General features: G+C 70.9%; 21 protein-coding genes and 1 other annotated feature (1 of these 22 running past the window's edge). Of the genes, 7 read left to right on the top strand and 14 right to left on the bottom strand.

The features are described 5' to 3' along the window. Positions 1-81: a sequence feature (23S ribosomal RNA rRNA prediction is too short), on the bottom strand (it extends 4 nt beyond the left edge of the window). Positions 82-673: 592 nt separating this feature from the next. Then, positions 674-1,195, bottom strand: a complete 522-nt coding sequence (locus MMR14E_RS20990) for a DUF2244 domain-containing protein (RefSeq protein WP_331316959.1) — start codon at positions 1,193-1,195, stop codon at positions 674-676. 20 nt (positions 1,196-1,215) lie between these two features. Between MMR14E_RS20990 and nth the strand changes: the two genes are divergently transcribed. Both nth and purC read left to right on the top strand, forming a co-directional pair. Continuing rightward, entirely contained in the window at positions 1,216-2,079 is an 864-nt protein-coding gene (nth, locus tag MMR14E_RS20985; RefSeq protein ID WP_419539385.1) for an endonuclease III, read from the top strand. Positions 2,080-2,308: 229 nt separating this feature from the next. After that, positions 2,309-3,103, top strand: coding sequence for a phosphoribosylaminoimidazolesuccinocarboxamide synthase (gene purC / locus MMR14E_RS20980; protein ID WP_010684691.1), 795 nt, complete (start codon positions 2,309-2,311; stop codon positions 3,101-3,103). A 6-nt stretch (positions 3,104-3,109) separates the two neighbouring features. On the opposite strand, the gene MMR14E_RS20975 is transcribed toward purC, so the two are convergent. The 4 genes from MMR14E_RS20975 to MMR14E_RS20960 all read right to left on the bottom strand — a co-directional run bounded on the left by MMR14E_RS20975 (position 3,110) and on the right by MMR14E_RS20960 (position 8,010). Then, complete coding sequence (locus MMR14E_RS20975; RefSeq protein WP_331316956.1) at positions 3,110-4,744, bottom strand: glycosyltransferase family 2 protein; 1,635 nt, start codon at positions 4,742-4,744, stop codon at positions 3,110-3,112. Continuing rightward, positions 4,741-6,618: a glycosyltransferase family 2 protein gene (locus tag MMR14E_RS20970; protein WP_331316954.1), complete on the bottom strand. Its 1,878-nt coding sequence runs from the start codon at positions 6,616-6,618 to the stop codon at positions 4,741-4,743. Before MMR14E_RS20970 ends, MMR14E_RS20975 begins: the two co-directional genes overlap by 4 nt. A 157-nt stretch (positions 6,619-6,775) precedes the next feature. Continuing rightward, the gene (locus MMR14E_RS20965) at positions 6,776-7,453 is read right to left on the bottom strand and encodes a hypothetical protein (protein WP_331316952.1); all 678 of its coding nucleotides are present in this window, start codon (positions 7,451-7,453) and stop codon (positions 6,776-6,778) included. 23 nt (positions 7,454-7,476) lie between these two features. Continuing rightward, positions 7,477-8,010, bottom strand: a complete 534-nt coding sequence (locus MMR14E_RS20960) for an invasion associated locus B family protein (RefSeq protein WP_012320430.1) — start codon at positions 8,008-8,010, stop codon at positions 7,477-7,479. Positions 8,011-8,196: 186 nt separating this feature from the next. Here MMR14E_RS20960 and MMR14E_RS20955 point away from each other — a divergent pair, with 186 nt between their 5' ends. Beyond that, the gene (locus MMR14E_RS20955; RefSeq protein ID WP_331316950.1) at positions 8,197-8,571 is read left to right on the top strand and encodes a hypothetical protein; all 375 of its coding nucleotides are present in this window, start codon (positions 8,197-8,199) and stop codon (positions 8,569-8,571) included. A 19-nt stretch (positions 8,572-8,590) separates the two neighbouring features. Here MMR14E_RS20955 and MMR14E_RS20950 read toward each other — a convergent pair whose 3' ends face one another. The 3 genes from MMR14E_RS20950 to MMR14E_RS20940 all read right to left on the bottom strand — a co-directional run bounded on the left by MMR14E_RS20950 (position 8,591) and on the right by MMR14E_RS20940 (position 10,346). Beyond that, complete coding sequence (locus MMR14E_RS20950) at positions 8,591-9,325, bottom strand: SprT family zinc-dependent metalloprotease (RefSeq protein ID WP_331316948.1); 735 nt, start codon at positions 9,323-9,325, stop codon at positions 8,591-8,593. Positions 9,326-9,391: 66 nt separating this feature from the next. Then, entirely contained in the window at positions 9,392-9,985 is a 594-nt protein-coding gene (locus tag MMR14E_RS20945) for an A24 family peptidase (RefSeq protein WP_331318592.1), read from the bottom strand. 196 nt (positions 9,986-10,181) lie between these two features. Then, positions 10,182-10,346, bottom strand: a complete 165-nt coding sequence (locus tag MMR14E_RS20940) for a Flp family type IVb pilin (protein ID WP_012320434.1) — start codon at positions 10,344-10,346, stop codon at positions 10,182-10,184. A gap of 298 nt (positions 10,347-10,644) precedes the next feature. On the opposite strand from MMR14E_RS20940, the gene MMR14E_RS20935 reads away from it, so the two are divergent. Beyond that, on the top strand, positions 10,645-11,136 hold the full coding sequence (locus tag MMR14E_RS20935; RefSeq protein WP_331316946.1) for a pilus assembly protein N-terminal domain-containing protein: 492 nt from the start codon (positions 10,645-10,647) through the stop codon (positions 11,134-11,136). Between the two features lie 112 nt (positions 11,137-11,248). Then, a complete protein-coding gene (locus MMR14E_RS20930; protein ID WP_331316944.1) occupies positions 11,249-11,896 on the top strand; it encodes an RraA family protein in 648 nt (215 codons plus the stop codon). On the opposite strand, the gene MMR14E_RS20925 is transcribed toward MMR14E_RS20930, so the two are convergent. Continuing rightward, entirely contained in the window at positions 11,872-12,786 is a 915-nt protein-coding gene (locus tag MMR14E_RS20925; protein WP_331316942.1) for a LysR family transcriptional regulator, read from the bottom strand. The genes MMR14E_RS20930 and MMR14E_RS20925 overlap by 25 nt on opposite strands. A gap of 119 nt (positions 12,787-12,905) precedes the next feature. Between MMR14E_RS20925 and MMR14E_RS20920 the strand changes: the two genes are divergently transcribed. Both MMR14E_RS20920 and MMR14E_RS20915 read left to right on the top strand, forming a co-directional pair. Next, entirely contained in the window at positions 12,906-14,069 is a 1,164-nt protein-coding gene (locus MMR14E_RS20920; protein ID WP_331316941.1) for a mandelate racemase/muconate lactonizing enzyme family protein, read from the top strand. Positions 14,070-14,123: 54 nt separating this feature from the next. Continuing rightward, positions 14,124-14,798, top strand: coding sequence for a metallophosphoesterase family protein (locus MMR14E_RS20915; RefSeq protein WP_331316939.1), 675 nt, complete (start codon positions 14,124-14,126; stop codon positions 14,796-14,798). Positions 14,799-14,820: 22 nt separating this feature from the next. Here MMR14E_RS20915 and MMR14E_RS20910 read toward each other — a convergent pair whose 3' ends face one another. The 5 genes from MMR14E_RS20910 to rpmH all read right to left on the bottom strand — a co-directional run bounded on the left by MMR14E_RS20910 (position 14,821) and on the right by rpmH (position 18,541). Beyond that, a complete protein-coding gene (locus MMR14E_RS20910; RefSeq protein WP_331316937.1) occupies positions 14,821-15,204 on the bottom strand; it encodes a DUF423 domain-containing protein in 384 nt (127 codons plus the stop codon). Further along, positions 15,201-15,854: a ribosome biogenesis GTP-binding protein YihA/YsxC gene (yihA, locus tag MMR14E_RS20905; protein ID WP_331316935.1), complete on the bottom strand. Its 654-nt coding sequence runs from the start codon at positions 15,852-15,854 to the stop codon at positions 15,201-15,203. The genes MMR14E_RS20910 and yihA overlap by 4 nt, the downstream gene beginning before the upstream one ends. Positions 15,855-15,867: 13 nt before the next feature. Further along, complete coding sequence (gene yidC / locus MMR14E_RS20900; RefSeq protein ID WP_331316933.1) at positions 15,868-17,718, bottom strand: membrane protein insertase YidC; 1,851 nt, start codon at positions 17,716-17,718, stop codon at positions 15,868-15,870. After that, a complete protein-coding gene (rnpA, locus tag MMR14E_RS20895; protein WP_331316932.1) occupies positions 17,708-18,328 on the bottom strand; it encodes a ribonuclease P protein component in 621 nt (206 codons plus the stop codon). The genes yidC and rnpA overlap by 11 nt, the downstream gene beginning before the upstream one ends. A 78-nt stretch (positions 18,329-18,406) precedes the next feature. After that, complete coding sequence (gene rpmH, locus MMR14E_RS20890; RefSeq protein WP_007558110.1) at positions 18,407-18,541, bottom strand: 50S ribosomal protein L34; 135 nt, start codon at positions 18,539-18,541, stop codon at positions 18,407-18,409. Between the last annotated feature and the right edge of the window lie 122 nt (positions 18,542-18,663).

The raw sequence follows: 18,663 nt of genomic DNA, 5'->3' as shown, positions 1-18,663 counted from the left end.
GCGATTAGTACCGGTCGGCTCAACGCGTCGCCGCGCTTGCACCCCCGGCCTATCGACGTGGTCGTCTTCCACGGCCCTCAAGGGAGGTCTCGTTTTAAGGGGGGTTTCCCGCTTACGCCGCTGACCCCGAAGGGCCCGCTCGACTTGCATGTGTTAAGCCTGCCGCCAGCGTTCGCTCTGAGCCAGGATCAAACTCTCACGTTGAAGAGAAAGATCCGGCCGATCACGTGTATTCTCAGACGGAGCCTCACATCGACCAAGCATCCCGACGCTTCACAGCGCCAAAACACCCGTCGGTGAGCTCAGAAAGAAGAACAACAGATCGGCACAAGTCTACTCACGCCAGGCCCTAAGACCCGGCCGCAAGGACAAACGCCGCCCGCGTCTCCCTTCCTCATTCCAACTTGTCAAAGAACGCCCCGGTCACCCGAGGCTCATCAGAGGCAAACAGAAGACCGCCCGGCAATCCCGCCGGCCAATCCCGCCGCTTGTCAGAAGATGGCTCAGCGCCCGGTCCACTTCCGCGGCCGGCGCCGATGAGCCGGGGTATAGAGCCCGCCGATTCCCACGTCAACACCCGGTTCCGCCCGCGCGCTCTTTTTCCACGATCGGTGAGGCCCTCGCCGGGCAGGATCGTTACGGCCGTGGGACGAGGGAGACGTCCGGGGTCCGGTCAGTAACCCTTCTTCACCTGCGCGAGCGCCGCGCTGAGCCCCTGCGCGACACGCGCCCGCTCGTCCGGTCCGGCGTCGCGCGCCACCAGGGCTTGCTGCCGTCGCGAGACCAGAGTCAGGCGCTGGAGGCCGTACTCGTCGTCCTCCACCGTCTCGAGCTTGGTCCACAGCGGATTGAAGCGCCACTCGCGCCGCTCACCGCGGTGGCTGACCCGGGCGAGCAGGATCTCGATCTGCGAGATCATCACCTCTTCGAAGGAGCGACCCCGCCGGAAGCTCACCTTCAGCGCCGCGTAGATCGCCAGCATGTCGAGCCCGAAGAAGCCGGCCACGGGCCAGAAGCCCATGCGCCACGCCCAGATCGACACGGTGAGAGAGACCGCGCAGCACCCGACCATGACGACGCGGAAGCCGCGCCGGCTCAACGACTGATGCGGCCGGATCGTCGCGGTGAAGACGGGTCGGTCGATCGTGTCCGGATCGAGCCCGTACGGGTGGACGGAAGGATTGCCGCTCGCCATGCGATCCATATAACGCGCCGATGGCCGCCAGAAAGACTCCCCCGCCCGTGACGGATCGCGTCGGTCGCGGCGACCCGGGACCGGCCAGAGCCTCGTCCGCGGCCAAGCCCGGGGCGGCCCCGCCGAAGCGCGGCAAGAGCGCGCCACGGAGCGGCTCCGAAGGCACGTCGAGGGGTACCGCCTCGGCGCGGCTAGCGGGTCCGATCGGGCCGGCCGTCACCGCGCAGGTGGACACGGCCCCACAGGCCGTCGACGCCGCGACCCTCGCCGAGATCTTCCGGCGCTTCCAGACGGCGGAGCCGGAGCCGAAGGGCGAACTCCACTACGTCAATCTCTTCACGCTCCTCGTCGCCGTGGTGCTCTCGGCCCAGGCGACCGACCGCGGCGTCAATCTCGCGACGGGCCCGCTCTTCGCGGTCGCCGACACGCCAGAGAAGATGCTGGCCCTCGGCGAGGACAGGGTTCGCGACTTCGTGCGCACGATCGGGCTGTTCAACACCAAGGCGAAGAACGTCGTCGCCCTCTCGCGCATCCTCGTGGAAACGCACGGCGGCACGGTCCCGGCGAGCCTGGAGGCCCTCCAGGTCCTGCCCGGGGTCGGTGCCAAGACCGCGAGCGTGGTACTCAACATCGCCTTCGGGGTTCCGCGGATCGCCGTCGACACCCATATCTTCCGTGTCTCGAACCGGATCCCGCTCTTCGTCGGCGCGACCACCGACAGGGTCCAGGCCGGGCTCGAGGCGATCGTGCCGGAGGCCTACCGGCTCCACGCCCACCACTGGCTGATCCTGCACGGCCGCTACACCTGCAAGGCGCGCAAGCCCGAATGCCCGCGCTGCCTCATCGCCGACCTCTGCCGCTACCCGTCCAAGACGATCGCGTGACGACCGCATGATGGGCGCGGGACGGGTCGCGGAGGTCGTCCCGGGCACGTCCCGACCGGCCTCCGCAATCCCGCCCTGCGGGCTAACGCGTTGTGCTGGAAGCCCGCTTCCGCTAGTTTGGCGGCCGGTCGCCGGGGCCCTCGGGCAGAGGCCGTCCGGCGGCCCGACCTCGCGTCCGGTCGCCGCGCCGCGGATCCTCCCCATCGTCGCGCATCAGGAGCCTCGGCCCATGGACTTCCTCAAACCACGGTACACGCCTATGAATCGCCGCCGTCGCATCTACGAGGGCAAGGCGAAGGTCCTCTACGAGGGGCCGGAGCCCGGCACGCTCATCCAGCACTTCAAGGATGACGCGACGGCCTTCAACGCGAAGAAGCACGAGGTCATCGACGGCAAGGGTGTGCTGAACAACCGGATCTCGGAATTCGTCTTCCAGCACCTCAACGACATCGGCGTGCCGACGCACTTCATCCGCCGGTTGAACATGCGCGAGCAGCTGATCCGCGAAGTCGAGATCATCCCCCTCGAGGTGGTGGTGCGCAACGTCGCGGCCGGGTCGCTGGCCACGCGGCTGGGCCTGGAGGAAGGCACGCAGCTGCCGCGCTCGATCATCGAGTTCTACTACAAGAACGACGCGCTGAACGATCCGATGGTCTCCGAGGAGCACATCACCGCCTTCGGGTGGGCGACGCCCCAGGAGATCGACGACATCATGGCGCTGGCGATCCGCGTCAACGACTTCCTGTCCGGTCTCTTCCTCGGCGTCGGCATCCGGCTGGTCGATTTCAAGATGGAGACGGGCCGGCTCTGGGAAGGCGACATGATGCGCATCGTCGTCGCCGACGAGATCTCCCCGGATTCCTGCCGGCTCTGGGACATCAAGTCCTCCGACAAGCTCGACAAGGACCGGTTCCGCAAGGATCTCGGCGGCCTGATCGAGGCCTACACCGAGGTCGCCAAGCGGCTCGGCATCATGTCGGAGAACGAGAAGGTCCAGGGCGGCGGCCCGCGCCTCGTGCAGTAGGCCCGGTCAGGCGCCCGGCCGGCGCAGGGGCGCTGGCCCGACCTCGGGAAACCCTGCGCGCAGCCGCGCGTGGGTCGAGAGTTCCGGGTCGAAGCCCGGGTGATAATGGGGGTCCTGCACCAGCAGCGACCCCCATCGCGTTCTCAGCGCCGCGATCTCGCGCGCGTGGCGGACGCGGGCCTCTCGGGTCCAGCGGCGGCTCGCGGCCTCGCGGTGATGGAGGACCGCCCCGGGGACCAAGAGCGTGCGGTGGCCGGCCGCGTTCAGGCGCAGGCAGAGATCGACGTCGTTGAAGTCGACCGCGAAGACCGCCTCGTCGAAGCCACCGACCGCGCGGAACTTCGCCGCCTCGACGGCCAGGCACGCCGCGGTCACCGCCGACACCGTGTGGGTGACGCGCAGAGCCCCGAGGTAGCCGGGGGCGTCGCCGGGAAAGTGCCGGTGCCCGTGGGTGACGAGGCCGCCGGTGCCGAGCACGATGCCGCCATGCTGGATCCGGCCGTCGCCGTCGAGGAGCTTGGCACCGACCGCCCCCACGTCCGGGCGGAAGGCCTCCCGGGCCATGCGGGACAGCCAGTCGGGCCGGAAGGCCTCGACGTCGTTGTTGACGAAGACCAGCAGCCTGCCGCGGGCGCGGGCCGCGGCAGCGTTGTTCATGGCGGCGAAGTTGAACGGCCCGGGACAGGGCACGACGTGCCCCCTCCCCTCCCCCTCCAGTGCCCGCAGGTAAGCGAGCGTCTCGGGCTCGCGACTGTCGTTGTCGCAGACGATGATCTCGGTCGACGGCCAGTCGGTGCAGCGGCGCAGGCTCTCGAGGCAGGGGCGCAGGAGATCCAGGCGGTCGCGGGTCGGCACGATGAGGCTGGCCAGGGGCCGCTCGTCCGGCAGGGGATGCTCGACCTGCACCAGACCGTCGGGCCCGACGGCCACGCGAACGCCCTCCCGCCCTGTCCGGTCGAGGTGACCGCGCACCAGCGCGTGATGAGGGACGCGTCCGGTTACGCCGCCCCGCGTCGCGATCGAGGCGCCGCGCCGGATCGACAGGATCTCCGGCAGGTGGCCGATCGCGCCGGGACCGAAGCGCTCCGCGATGCGGAATGCGGCCTCGGCGGGACTTCCGGGCTCGTCGCCGGGATCGAGGGCCCCGCGTCGGCACGCGAGAACGGGTCCGAGATAATCGAAGGCCGCGAGCCGGTCGGCGTCGAAGGCTGGCGGCAGAAGCGGCAGCACCGCGCCGCCGGGTCGCTCCTGCACCAGGGCGTCGCCGTACAGGGCCTGGAGGTCGGGCTCGCGCGCGAACAGGGCGGCGATCCGGGCCGGCGCATCGGCGACGAGGAGGCCGTCGCCGATGAGGCGGATCGCGTCTCCCGGACCGGCCGGGGCCGGGGGGAAGCGATCGAGGATCCCGGGCGGCAGGGTGAGCCGATGATCGATGCCGATCAGAGCCGCGAGCGCCTGCCGGGCGCGCAGGCGCCTCCCCGTCACGCGCGCGCGCAGGATCGCGGCCGCCGCTCGGGGATGCGCGAGGAAGTGGCGCGCCGCGCCCGCGAGCCCGCGCCACGAGCGGCGCGACGACCCGAGATACGGCGCAGCGTCGCGATCCGGTGCGCGGTCAAATCCGCCGTCCGACCGCGGTGTCATTCCAGATCCTCGCCGAAGGTCGTGACCGAGAGGGCGGGGTGGTAGAACGGATCGTGCCGGATCACGGCACGCCAGCGCTCGGAGAAGCGGGCGGCCTCCTGCTCGAACCGGGCGCGCTTGGCCCCGACGGACGGGCCGCGGCTGACGGATTCGAGATGGGCCAGCGTCGCGGCCGGCGTCCAGACCGTCTTCCAGCCGGCGGCGCCGAGGCGCAGGCAGAAATCGACGTCGTTGAAATCAACCGGGAACGCCTCGGCGTCGAAGCCGCCCACCGCCAGGTACTTCTCCCGCGCGACGGCGAGGCAGGCGGCCGTCACCGCCGAGACCTCGTGCGCCACCCGCAGCTGGCCGAGATGGCCGGGCGTGTCACAGGGCCGGCGGCGCAGGATGTGGCCGGCCCGGCCGCCGAGGCCGACGACGACGCCGGCATGCTGCAGCGTGCCGTCGCCGTAGAGAAGCTTCGCCCCGACGGCGCCGACCTCCGGCCGGCACGCCTGCCGGACCATGGCCTCGAGCCAGCCGGGCTCCAGCACGGCGACGTCGTTGTTCAGCAGGACGACGATCGCCCCCGACGCCGCGGCGACGCCGGCGTTGACCATCGCGGCGAAGTTGAAGGGCTGCGGGTCCATGAGGATCCGGACGCGCGGATCGCCGCGCAGGGTCGCGTAATGGTCGAGCACCGCGGGATCGGTGGAGCCGTTGTCGACGATGATCAGCTCGATCGCCGCGTAGGCGGTCTCGTGGAGCACCCCGCGGCAGACGCGGGTGATCAGGTCGAGACGGTCGCGCGAGGGGATCACGATGCTCACCAGAGGCACCGGATCCGGCAGAGGCCATGCGAGGCGAACGGCACCGTCGTGGATCCCGGCGCGGAACCGGGGCTCTCCGGACCGGAGCGCGTCCAGGGCCGCCGACCGGGCCGACGGGTCCAGACCGTCTCCGGCGGTTCGGGCGAGGATCCGCGGCACATGCGCCACCCGCGCGGCGGTGGTCATCGCGGCGATCACGATGGCCGGCCCGAGCGCGACCATCGGGCCGACCGGGCGCGCCATGGCCGCGGCCAGCCACGTCCGCGACAGGAGCAGGGGAAACCCGGGATAGCCGGTCGCCAGGGCGAGGTCCGGGCTCCAGTCCGGCTTCAGCTGCGGGCGACCGTCGGGGCCGACCGCGTCGCCGTAGGCGATGTCCGCTCCCGACAGGGCCTGGGCCAGCAGCGCCAGGGCCTCCGGCTCCGGGACGTCGCCGGGGCGCAGCAGGCACAGGGCGTCCGCCTCGCCGGAAAGCTCGTCGAGGGCGGAAGCCGCATCCCAGGTCCGATGCGACATCGGCCCGTCGACCGATGCGGGCGGCGTCCCCGCGCACGCGACCCGGATCGACTCGGGGCGGTGCGTCTGCGCGTTCAGCGCGTCGCGCGTGGCCGAGACCGCCGCAGCGTCCCCGGACTGTGCGAGCAGGATGCAGCGGATCCGCAGGGCAGACGGCGCGATGCGGGCGGGCCGGGTCCGGACGGCGGCCCAGGCCGGGAACCGGGCCATCGGGGTCACCGCGCAGGCGCCGCGCAGGATGTCGCGGTAGCGCCGCTCCGAACCGCGGGCGCGCTCGTAGAGGGCGGCGACGCAGCGCCAGGGCCGGCGCAGGAGGCACTGCGCCAGCACCGCGACCTCCCTTCGGGCGCCGACCCGCTCCAGGGTGAAGTCGGCACCGGCACAGAGGCGGATCTCCCGCGCATCCGGCGGGATCAGCCCGAGCCAGTGGGCGAGCCCCTGCGCGGCTCCCGGCAGGAGGAAGTCCTGAACGGTCTCGTCTGGCCCCCGCAGGACGCGGAGGATCGGGCGCCGGGGCGGCTTCGTCGGATCACCGGCATAGCTCAGCACGATCCAGCCGGCGGGACGGTCCGGGAGAACGAGGCGGCGATCGAAGGCGGGATCGTCCGTGGCCTCCAGCCGAAACCGGGTCTGCCGGCCGAGCCAGAGCCTGTCGCGGCCGGTCCGGGCAATCAGCGGGGTCGGATCGCCGAGGCGCGCCGCGGCGTCACTGGGCAGCGTCGCCTCCGCCGGGTGGCGCCGCGGCGACAGCCGGTTTGCGGCGGCGCGGTTTCGCGACGGGCTTCCCGCCCGCACCCTTAGCGGTGCCGATACCCACCGTGATGTCGTAATCGGCCGTCATGGCGGCCGGAACCTGCAGCTCGTCGGCCACGACCGTGGCGAAGCCCTGCGCCTCTCCGGGGCCGACGACCACGCCGGCCCGCTCGGTGCGGCTCGAGACGGTCTTGCCGTCGTGGCGGATCTGGAACGTCACCGGCACATCGAACCGGCCCGGCGCACCCGCCGGCCCGAGCAGGACGTTGATCTCGGCGCCCACCTTGACGGTGATCGAGCCGTCCTGACGCCGCGCGCATTCGCGGGCGAGACGGCCGAGGGAGAACTGGGTCCGAACCGTGTCGCCCGCGAGGGTGCGCGAGGCCGCCCCGCCCTCGGCCACCTCGACCGTCGGGCAATAGGCCGGGTCGAGGGCTTCGGGCTGCGACGGCGGGACCGTCGTGCCGCCGTACTTGAACAGGTTGGAGAAGATGTTGCCCTCCTCGGCGCGGCCCGGCGCCGTGGCGGCGAGCGAGGCGGCGAGCACCAGCCCGCTCAGCCGGAGCACGACGGTCCGGCGCCGGGCCGTGTCCGGAGACCGCGTGAGACTCCTGTCCCGATGTCCGATCATCGTGCGGCTCCCGAACGGCACCGTCATTTCAGGCTGTCGAACCCGGCCGCGAAGCCCTTCATCGACAGCGGGATGCCGACGCCCTCCTCGGGCGTCTGGAACACGATGAAGGTCGCCTGCGTACCGTTCTTGAACTGGCGGATCAGCCCGTCATCCATCACGACCTCGGCCACGCACCCGGTGGTCAGGCAGCGGACGAAGCCGGCGCGGCCGATATCCGTCTGGTCGATCTTCAGGCCGAGCCCGGACGGCAGGAGCACGCCCAGCGGCGCCACCACACGAAGCAGGTAACCGCGATTGTCGGCGGTCTTGAGGACGATCACCACGAGGGTCAGGTTCGGCCTGTCCTCGGCGGCGAGGTACTGAACGAGGGCGCATTGCTCGGCCTTCGCGCCGGCCGGCGTCTCGCAGCGCAGCTGCCAGTCGTCGAAGGTCTTGCGCACCATGCCCTGAGCCGCGGCCGGCCCGGCGGGCGCGAGTGCCGCCGCGACGAGGGCGAGGAGAACCGGCAGCGCGGCGCGCCGGAAACGAACGAGCCTCGCGTGAAGCGGCACCACCGATCCCTTCGGAACGCTCCGGCCGAGGACCGGCGGGAGCCGTACAATCGGGCGTGTTCCGACCATGGTCGGCCCCGCGCTGTCAAGCGATGTGGGCGCGGTGTTGCGCGCCGGCGCTACCCGCGCGGGTTTCGACGGCCTAGATTACGGTTGAACACTCCTCCAGCGCCGGATCCTGACGCCGTGATGCGCCCGCTCACTCTCTCGGCCGCCTGCCTGATGGCCACCGTCGCGCAGGCGGGAGCCCAGTCCCTGCCGGTCGGACAGACCACCTACATCGAACGGTCGCTCAACCACTCGGACACGCTGGTGATCGAGCATCCGCCCGTGGCGGCGAACCCGTACGGTCGCCGCAACGGGCAGGCGGCGATCGCCGGTTACTGCCGGGACGGCGGCCTCGTCCGACGCCGGGACGAATTCGGAAACCCGGTGATCATCCGTCAGCGGGAGATCTGCGACAGCGTCGCCCCGCGCACCCTCAATCCCGGCGAGGTCGATCCCCGCCCGAGCTGGCCTGCGGATGCCGTGGCGCGCCAGCGGGTGCTCCGCGCCAAGGGCTGACAGGGATCGTCGCGGCGGCTCAGCCGTAGCGATGCAGGCCGGTGCCGTGGCGCTTGAGCCACGCTTCGGCAGCATCGGTGTTCGGGCAGAGCGCGTGCACCAGCGCCCAGAAACGCGGCGAGTGGTTCATCTCGCGCAGATGCGCCATCTCGTGGGCGACCAGATAGTCGAGCACCATCGGCGGCGCGAGGATCAGACGCCACGAGAAGTTCAGTTCACCGCGGGCCGTGCAGGAGCCCCAGCGGCTGCGGGTGTCGCGCAGCGTGACACGCACCGGCCGCTGCCCGAGCCGCGCCGCGTAGCGATCGATCGCCTCGGTCAGGTCGCGCTTGGCCTCGCGGGCCAGGAAATCCCGGACCCGGCGCGCCACATGGGCGGCGTCGCACGATACCGAGAGCACCGGCTCGCCCTCCACGCGCTCGACGCGAACGGGACCGCTCCGGGTGCCGCGCTGACCGATCCGGTGGGGCTCGCCGCGGAGCGGCAGGCTGGCTCCGAGCTCGAACAGCACGCGGGCCGGCACGCGGGCGAGACGGGCGGCGATCCAGCCCGCGTGGCTCGCCGCGAAGCGCTGCGCCGTGTTGACGGCGGTGCGGCTCGGCAGGGTGATCACCGCCTCGCCGGTAGCGGCCGAGACGCGGAGCGTGATGCGGCGCGCGGTCGGCCGCCGACGGAGGGCGATGCGGAGACTGGCCCCCTCGTGCTGGACCTCAAGATGATCGGGATCGGGGCGACGCAGCAGCGCGAGGGGCATGCGCGACTTTTAGCTGGGCCGAGCCCGGGGCTCCAGATCCCGCTCGTCTGAATCGCCGCAGCGGCCTCAGCTGGCGAGGGCCCGAGTCCAGACGTCGGTCTCGGGCAGGACGAGGAGCGCCGCGGCGGCCAGCGCGATCCCGTACGGAATGCCGGTCTTGGCGTCGTGCAGGTGCAGGGCGAACGGCATGCGGGCGATTCGGCCGGGCAGCGGATGCGTCCGCGCGAACAGGATCGCCAGGGTCAGGGCGCCGCCGAACACCGAGGCTACCAGCAGATAGTCGCCGAGGCCGTCGAAGCCGAGCCACAGGGCTGTGGCGGCCGCGAGCTTCGCGTCGCCGCCACCGATGACGCCGAAAGCGAACAGCGTGAACGTGACGAGCAGGACGACCGCTCCGGCAGCGCAGTGGAAGCCGATCTCGGTCCAGCTCATCGAACTCGTCAGGGCCAGCAGCGCGAACCCCGCCACGAGAGCGAGGGAGATCCGGTTCGGGATCAGCATGGTGAGCAGGTCGCTGGCGGCCGCGTAGGCCATCAGGAAGGGAAACAGGATCAGGAGGCCGAAGCCGGCCGGGCCCAGACCCGCAAGTCCCAGGCTTGCCAGTCCCAGGCTTGCCAGTCCCAGGCCTGCCGTCGCTGAACCGACCATCTCGGCGCCCATCTCGTTCGCAGCCTGTCGCGTCACGGAATTCGATCCGATCCAGTGGTCCAAGTGCCGGCCCGGATCTCGGATGTGCCGGGCGGTCAGCGCCGCCGCGAAGAACGGCGATCCCGGCAGGCCGTGAACCCCCGCCCCTACCCGAATTTCGAGGAGAGGCGGGAAGTCTCGAACCTGCCGCAGATCGGACGTGTCTCGATCAGTTCAGGTTGCCGGAGATCTGGCTGAACTTGCTGGTCAGGCTGGTACCAACGGTCTTCAGCGCGGTGATGATGGCCACGGCGATGAGGGCCGCGATCATGCCGTACTCGATCGCGGTGGCGCCGGACTCGTCCGAAGCAAAACGCGTGAACAGGGTCTTCATGGAGGGTGATCCTTCGATCAACACAGAGCGAGATGAAACTTGCGCGATGCCCGATGAAGAATTTTCAGGTCTCGATCGGCGGCCTGCACAGACTGCCGATTACGCCTTGAAAATCGGTTAAATCGATCCCGCACCGCCCTAAATGGCTGTCTCGCTGCGAATTTGGTGAAGGTTGGGTTTCACCGATACGGCACAGTGCCGCGACTTGGTCTTGCTTAGCGCTTCCTTCACGGGTTCCGCGCTAGCCTCGGGCATCGGGTGGACTCTCGTCGACCGCCCGCCGTCTTGAGGAACCCCGATGCGTCGCACCCTGTCGATCGCGGGCCGTGCCGGCCTCGTCGTCCTGCTGACGGGCGTCGCGGCCGCGGCCGGCCAGCCCGACCTGCTGCCCGTCGTGACCGTGCTCGTGGACAACGCCAAGGTGCTCCGTCTGCCGGAGAAGACGTCGACCGTCATCGTCGGCAACCCGATCATCGCGGAGGTGACGCCACAGAAGAACGGCGTCCTCGTGCTCACCGGCAAGAGCTTCGGCTCGACCAACCTGATCGCCCTCGACAACGGCGGCGCCATGATTGCCGAGACGACCATCCGGGTCGAGGCGTCGCGGGACTCGACGATCACGGTGCAGCGCGGCCTCGATCGGGAATCCCTGTCCTGCACGCCGGGTTGCCAACCTTCGGTGCAGCTGGGCGACTCGGCCAGCTATTTCGGCGCGACGAGCGGTCAGGCCGATGCCCGTCGCAAGCTCGCGACGGGCGGCGGCGGCACAGTGCCCGCGGCCGACCACTGACCGGGCCGGGGTTCCATCGCGACATCGCCCGCGGCCTGGGGCAGGATCCCCCGGCCCTCACCGATTCGCCGCGACGCCGCGGGGGGATGACACCAGGGAGACGTCGACGCCGATGTCCGCCATTACCCGCAATCCGCCGCCGCCCGCCGTCGACCCGGTGGTGCTGGCAGCCTTCCGCGACGTCTCGACGGCGACGATCAGCGACTGCCTGGAGCGAATGCCGGTCCTGACCGGCCTGCGCCCGTTCCATCGCGGCGGGCCGCTCATCGGCACGGCGTTCACGGTCCGGGTTCGGAGTGGCGACAATCTGGCCATCCATCAGGCCCTGGAGGAGGTCCGCCCCGGCGACGTGCTCGTGGTCGACGGCGGCGGCGACACGGGCCGCGCGCTGGTCGGCGACATCATGAAGGCCATCGCCGAGAGCCGGGGGGTGGCCGGTTTCGTGATCGACGGTGCGGTGCGCGATACGGCGGCCTTCGCGGGCGCGGACTTCCCCTGCTACGCCCGTGCCGCGACACCGCGGGGCCCGTTCAAGACCGGCCCCGGCGCGATCAACGTGCCGGTCTGCGTCGGCGGCTGGACGGTGAACCCGGGCGACGTGGTGGTCGGCGACGCCGACGGCGTCGTGTCCTTCCCGTCCGCCGACGCGGCGACCCTGCTCGACGCCGTGCGGGCTCAGGCGGCCCGCGAGGCGGAGGTTCTGGAGCAGATCCGGGCCGGCCGCTACGACGGCCGCTACGCCCGGGTGGCGAAGGGCTGAACGGTCCGGTCATGCTCGGGCGCGCGCACGCGCCGCCACAGGGCATCGGCCGCGCCGCCGCGGCTCTCCCGCGCCCGGTACAGCCGGATCTCCACCGGGACGTCCAGCTCGTCCGGACCTGCCCGGACGAGCTGGCCCCGGGCGATCGCCGCCTCCGCGAGCGTCACCGGGAGCCACGCGACACCGTCGCCTCCCTGAGCCATGGTCATCAGCGTCGCCGCCAGGTGCGACGTGAAGGCCGGCTCGTAGCCGGCCGCCACCCCGCTCGCCGCGAGGATCCGGCCGATCCCCGAGGCCTCGCCGTAGGCGAGGTGACGCACCGCCCCGGTCAGGGGCCAGAGCGGCGCCCCCTCGGGCGTCGGCGCGCAGAGCGGCACCAGGCTGTCCGCTCCGACGCGCACGGATTCGCAGCGGCCATCGTCCAGGCGTGTGGGAAGGTCCGCGCGGTGGTGGCACAGCAGCAGGTGCACCTCGCCGGCCAGCAGGATCGCCTCACAGGCCGCCATGCTGTCCGAGATCAGGCTGAGGGCGCCGAGCGTCTCGAAGGGCGCGTGCTGCCGGATCCAGCCCGGAAAGAACGTGAACGACAGCGCGTGCGTGGCCGCGATCGCGAGGCTCGCATCCGCGCGCGCGCCGGCTTCCCGAGCCTCGCGGCGCGCCCGATCCAGGCTCCGCACCAGGTCGTCGGCGTGCGACTGGAAGCGCGTTCCGGCCGCGGTCAGGCTCGCTCCCTGCGCGCTCCGCAGGAACAGCGGCGTCCCGACCCACTCCTCCAGCGCGCGGATCCGTCGGCTGAAGGCCGGCTGCGTCACGTGCCGAGCCTCGGCGGCCCGCGAGAAAGTCCGGTGCTCGGCGAGCGCGAGGAAATCCCTCACCCAGTCCAGATCCATGGCAGGCCTCTCCGGCGGGACGGCGCCGATGCCGTTCGCGCATCGCGCGCGCTGGAAACGGCATTGGCTGCCCGGATGCGCGCGACGCTATGGCACCGGGGCTCACCGGGGAGACAGCCATGCGCATCGTCGACGTCTGCGAGGTCACCAAGCCGATCGCCTCGCCGATCCGCAACGCCTACATCGACTTCTCGAAGATGACCACGAGCCTCGTCGCGGTGGTCACCGACGTGGTGCGCGACGGCCGGCGGGTCGTCGGCTACGGCTTCAACTCCAACGGCCGCTACGGCCAGGGCGGCCTGATCCGCGAGCGCTTCCGCGACCGGATCCTGGAGGCCGATCCGGCCAGCCTCCTGACCGAGCCGGGCGACAACCTCGATCCGCACCGGATCTGGGCGGCGATGATGCGCAACGAGAAGCCCGGCGGCCACGGCGAGCGCTCGGTGGCGGTGGGCACCCTCGACATGGCGGTCTGGGACGCGGCGGCCAAGATCGCCGGGAAGCCGCTGTTCCGGATGCTGGCCGAGCGGAAGGGCGTCGCCGCCAACCCGCGGGTCTTCGTCTACGCGGCGGGCGGCTACTACTATCCCGGCAAGGACGATTCCGCCCTCCGCGCCGAGATGCGCGGCTATCTCGACCGCGGCTACACCGTCGTGAAGATGAAGATCGGCGGCGCGCCGATCGACGAGGACCGGCGCCGGATCGAGGCGGTGCTCGCCGAGATCGACGGACGGGGCCGCCTCGCGGTGGACGCCAACGGCCGCTTCGATCTCGAGACCGCCATCGCGTATGCCCGGATGCTGCGGGCGTACCCTCTGTTCTGGTACGAGGAGGCGGGCGACCCGCTCGACTACGCGCTTCAGGCGGCGCTCGCGGCCTACTATCCCGGGCCGATGGCCACCGGCGAGAACCTGTTCTCGCACCAGGACGCGCGCAATCTCCTGCGCTACGGCAACATGCGGCCGGATCGCGACTGGCTGCAGTTCGACTGCGCCCTGTCGTACGGACTGGTGGAATACCTGCGCACCCTCGACGTGCTGGCCGAGTTCGGCTGGTCGCCCTCGCGCTGCGTCCCGCATGGCGGGCACCAGATGTCGCTCAACATCGCGGCCGGCCTCGGCCTCGGCGGCAACGAGAGCTACCCGGACCTCTTCCAGCCCTACGGCGGCTTCCCCGACGGGGTGCGGGTCGAGGACGGCCACATCACCATGCCGGACCTGCCGGGCATCGGTTTCGAGGGCAAGTCGGACCTGATCGCGGAGATGCGCGCGCTCGCGGCGTAGCGCGCCGATCCGGGCGCCCTTGCGGAGCGCGGCGCCCGGGTGGACGATGGCGCCATGGATTCCGGCCCCCTCACCTACGCGATCGGCGACGTCCACGGCTGCGCCGCCCTCCTCGACGCGCTGCTGGAGCGGATCGCCGACCATGCGGGCGACCGCGCCCACCGGCTGGTCTTCCTCGGCGACTACATCGACCGCGGTCCCGACAGCGCCGCGGTGCTCCGCACCGTGAGCCGTCTGAACTGGGCCGAACCCGAGCGCGTCGTCTGCCTGATGGGCAATCACGAGCGGATGCTGCTCGACGCACTCCAGACCGAGGGCGCGGCCGCGCACTGGATGTACAACGGTGGCGAGGCGACGCTCGACTCGTTCGGCGCGCGGGATCCCGCCGGCCTGCCCCGGGACACCCTCGACTGGATCGAGGCGCTTCCGACCCTGCACGGTGACGGCGCCCGCTGGTACGTGCATGCCGGCCTGCGGCCCGGCGCGGACGCCCTCGAGTCGGACGCGCACGATCGCCTGTGGATCCGGGAGCCGTTCCTCGAGGGCGACCACGATTTCGGTCGCCACGTGGTCCACGGCCACACGCCGCAGAGGAGCGGGCGTCCCGAGATCCGCCGGTTCCGAACGAACCTCGACACCGCCGCGGTCTACGGCGGGGCGCTCACCGCGGGGGTCTTTTCCGACGCGCAGGGGCCGGCCCTGGAGTTCCTGCAGGTGCGAGCAGCCTGAGGCAAGCCGCCGGTCGGAACCGTCAGACGGCGCGCCGCGCCGGCACCAGCGCGCAGAGGATCCCGGCGAGCCAGCCGCCCATCAGGGCGAAGCCGCCGGTGGGCGCGGCCATGGGGAAGAGCGGGTGCTGGAGCCACGTGCGCACCGCGAGGTCGCCGCAGAACAGCGTCAGGCCGACGACCAGGAGCCCGGCCGCGGCGCGCGCGAGGCCGGCCCGGACGAGGCCCGCGGCCCCGAGGCCGACCAGAGCCAGGATGGCGGGCGCGTGGAACAGCAGGAACTGCGCCGCCGTCTTCAGCGAATCCGCGCCTTGAATGTGCGCCGCGGCGGCGCTCAGCGCGACGCCGAGCAGCCCGGCGAGGCCGGCGAGCGCCGCGAGCGCGCGGTCGACGCCCGTAAGCCTCACGCGCTCCGCTCCGCCAGCAGCTTGGCGATGGCCGCCCGCAGATCCGGCACCCCGGAATCGTCCCGGCTCGAGGTGAGGATCACCTGCGGGTACGCGGCCGGCCGCTTGGCGAGACCCGCCTCGATCCCGGCGATGCGGCTCGCGACCTCGCCCTTCTTCAGGGAGTCGCCCTTGGTCAGCACGACCTGATAGCTCACTGCGGCCTTGTCGAGACCGTCGAGCACGTCGGTGTCGATCGACTTGAAGCCGTGCCGGGCGTCGATCAGCATGAACACCCGGGCGAGGTTCGCGCGGCCCTTGAGGTAGGAATGGATCAGCCGGGTCCAGGCCTCGACCTTGGCCTTCTCGACGGCGGCGTAGCCGTAGCCGGGCATGTCGACCAGCGACAAGCGCTCGCCGATCCGGAAGAAGTTGAGCTGCTGCGTCCGCCCCGGCGTGTGCGAGGTCCGCGCCAGGGTGTTGCGGCCCGTCAGCGCGTTGATCAGGCTGGACTTGCCGACATTCGAGCGGCCCGCAAAGGCGATCTCGACACCCTCCATGGGCGGCAGCCGGTCGAGGACCTGGGCAGCCGCGTAGAAGTCGGCGGGGCCGGCGAAGAGAAGGCGGCCGGCCTCCAAGAGGTCGGCCGCGTCGTCGTGGGTCTCGCTCACGGCGTCTCGCCCGTCAGCTCTTGGTAGCGGCCGCCTTGGTGCCGCCGCGCTTGAACGTGGTGCGGAGATTGTCCCAAAGCTCCACCTTCACGCCGTTGCGGCGCATGATGATGTACTGCTGGATCACCGACAGTGTGTTGTTCCAGGCCCAGTAGATCACGAGGCCGGCGGGGAACGAGCCCAGCATGAAGGTGAACACGATCGGCATGAAGGTGAAGATCTGCGCCTGGACCGGGTCCGGCGGCGCGGGGTTCATCTTCATCTGGACGAACATCGTGATGCCCATGATGATCGGCCAGACACCCAGATGCACGAAGTCGGGCGCCGGGAACGGCAGCAGGCCGAACAGGTTCACGATGCTCGTCGGATCCGGCGCCGCGAGGTCGTGGATCCAGCCGAAGAACGGCGCGTGGCGCATCTCGATGGTGATGAACAGGACCTTGTAGAGCGCGAAGAAGACCGGGATCTGGATCAGAACCGGCCAGCAGCCGGCGACCGGATTGATCTTCTCCTTCTTGTACAGCTCCATCGTGGCCTGCTGCTGCTTCATGCGGTCGTCCTTGTACCGCTCGCGGATGGCGGCCATCTCCGGCTGCACGGCCTTCATCTTGGCCATGGAGACGTAGGACCGGTTCGCGATCGGCAGGAACAGCAGCTTCAGGCAGAAGGTCACCACCAGGATCGACACGCCGAAATTGCCGAACAGGTGGTAGAAGAAGTCCAGCGCCCGGAACATCGGCTTGGTGATGAAGAAGAACCAGCCCCAGTCGATCATCAGATCGAAGTGCTTGATGCCGAGGTCCTTCTCGTAGTTGTTGATGACGTTGACTTCCTTGGCGCCCGCGAACAGCCGCTGCGTCGCGGTGGCCGAGGCGCCGGCGGCGAGGTTCACGGCGTCGCCGCGCACGCTCGCCTGGTAGACGTTGGTGGCACCGTCGGTCCGGTCGGTGAAGGCGCCGGTATAGGGAGTGTCCTGATCGGGGATCGCGGCCGCCGCCCAGTACTTGTCGGTGATGCCGACGAAGCCGCCGGTCACGCCGGTCCAGGCCTTGCCCTTGGTGTTGGCACCGCCGTAGGCGCCCTCCTTGGCGAGCTTGTCGTAGGTGAATTCCTGCAGGCCGTCGTTGCCGAGATAGCCGATCATGCCCTCGTGCAGGACGTAGTAGCCCTGGGTGTGCGGCTTACCCCAGCGCGAGACGAGGCTGTACGGGTAGAGCGTGATCGCGCCCGTGCCCTTGTTCTCGACCTCGTCGCGGATCGTGAACATGTACTTGTCGTCGACCGCGATGATCCGCTTGAAGACGAGGCCGGCACCGTTGTCCCAGGTCAGGGTGACGGGCATGCCCGGCGAGAGCGTCTTGCCGTCGCTGGTCCAGAGCGTGTCGTTGGTGGGCAGGGGACCGGCATTGGCGCCGACCCATCCGAACTCCGCGTAGTAGGGCGTCTCGGTCCCGGCCGGCGAGAACAGCACGATCTCGGGGCTCTTGGGGTCGATGGTCTCGTGGTAGTTCTTGAGCGAGACGTCGTCGACCCGGCCGCCCTTCAGAGCGATCGAGCCCGAGAGCGCCGGGGTCTCGATCCGGACGCGCGGCGAGCGGGCCAGGGCCGCCTCGCGGGAGACCGGGCCGCCCTGGGCGGTCGGCAACGTGCCGGGCGCGGGCGCCGCCGGACCGCCCTCCTTCGGGGAGGGCGAGGGCACGCCGTCCGGGGTCACGCCCGGGGGCTGCTGCTGGGCGGCCTTGTTCTGCGCCTCGATCTGGCGCTGCTGCTCCATGCGCGGGCCGGCCACGAAGTACTGCCACCCGAGCAGCACCAGCAGCGACAGGCCGATGGCCACGAACATGTTCGTCTTGTCATTGCCCATCAGGGACACCGCCGCACGCGTTCGGAGTGGCAACAGGATCGTCGCCGGCCCGGGAGGGCCTGCGCGCGCCTGTGATTCGGGGATCTCTGTCGCACCCCTGCGACGGGCCGATGTCGGCACCGCCGGGTGGGGCCGCCTGCGCGCGGGCGCAGCCGGCTACGTGCGGGAGAGTGGAGGTCTGAGAGGTAATCGTGTCAGGCGACGACTTCGCGCGCCGACCACCGGATCGGCCGGAGGGTCTGTCCCCGCGGGGCACCGCCGGGCGGGTCACCGCGGGAATCGCGCGGCGCAGATCCTCGGCGAGGGTCTCGAACGAGGCCACCAGAGCGGGACGGCGGGCGATCAGCACGATATCGGCCGGAAGGCCGGCGAGGTCGCCCGGCAGATCGGACGCGACCAGATCCAGGGCCGCACGGAGGCGGCGCCGGATGCGGTTCCGCTCCGTCGCGTGGCCGACACGCTTCGTGATCGTGAAACCGAGACGAAGGCCGGGGCAGACGTCCGGAGCCCGAAGACGCCCCTGCGCGGTCATGCGCTCGGTGTGAAAGCGACGCCCCTCGGCCGCCGCCAGGAAGTCGGGTCGTTTCTTGAGCCGCTCGATCGTCGCCATCGATGGTTCGATCCCGGCCGATACCGCTTGCCTCGTGGCGCGGATGCGTGAGGCGTCCGCGCCGGCGAGGATCGGGCCTCAGGCCGACAGGCGCTTGCGGCCGTGGGCGCGGCGGCGCGCGATGACCTTGCGGCCGCCGGCGGTGGCCATGCGCGCACGGAAGCCGTGACGGCGCTTACGGACGAGCTTGCTCGGCTGGTAGGTTCTCTTCATGGCTCAGAGCCTTCAAAGGTCGAGGCGCGCTCGCGGGCAGCTCATGCTGCACCCGACCTTCACGCGTCCTGGTTGTCTGCAAACACGAAGGGCGCCCATGCGGGGCGCCACGTCGCGAGTGG

Source organism: Methylobacterium mesophilicum (assembly GCF_036441335.1).
In the GTDB taxonomy this organism is placed as follows: Bacteria; Pseudomonadota; Alphaproteobacteria; order Rhizobiales; family Beijerinckiaceae; genus Methylobacterium; species Methylobacterium mesophilicum_B.
The sequence above is the reverse complement of the archived record's forward strand: the minus strand, read 5'-3'. Positions and strand labels throughout refer to the sequence as shown.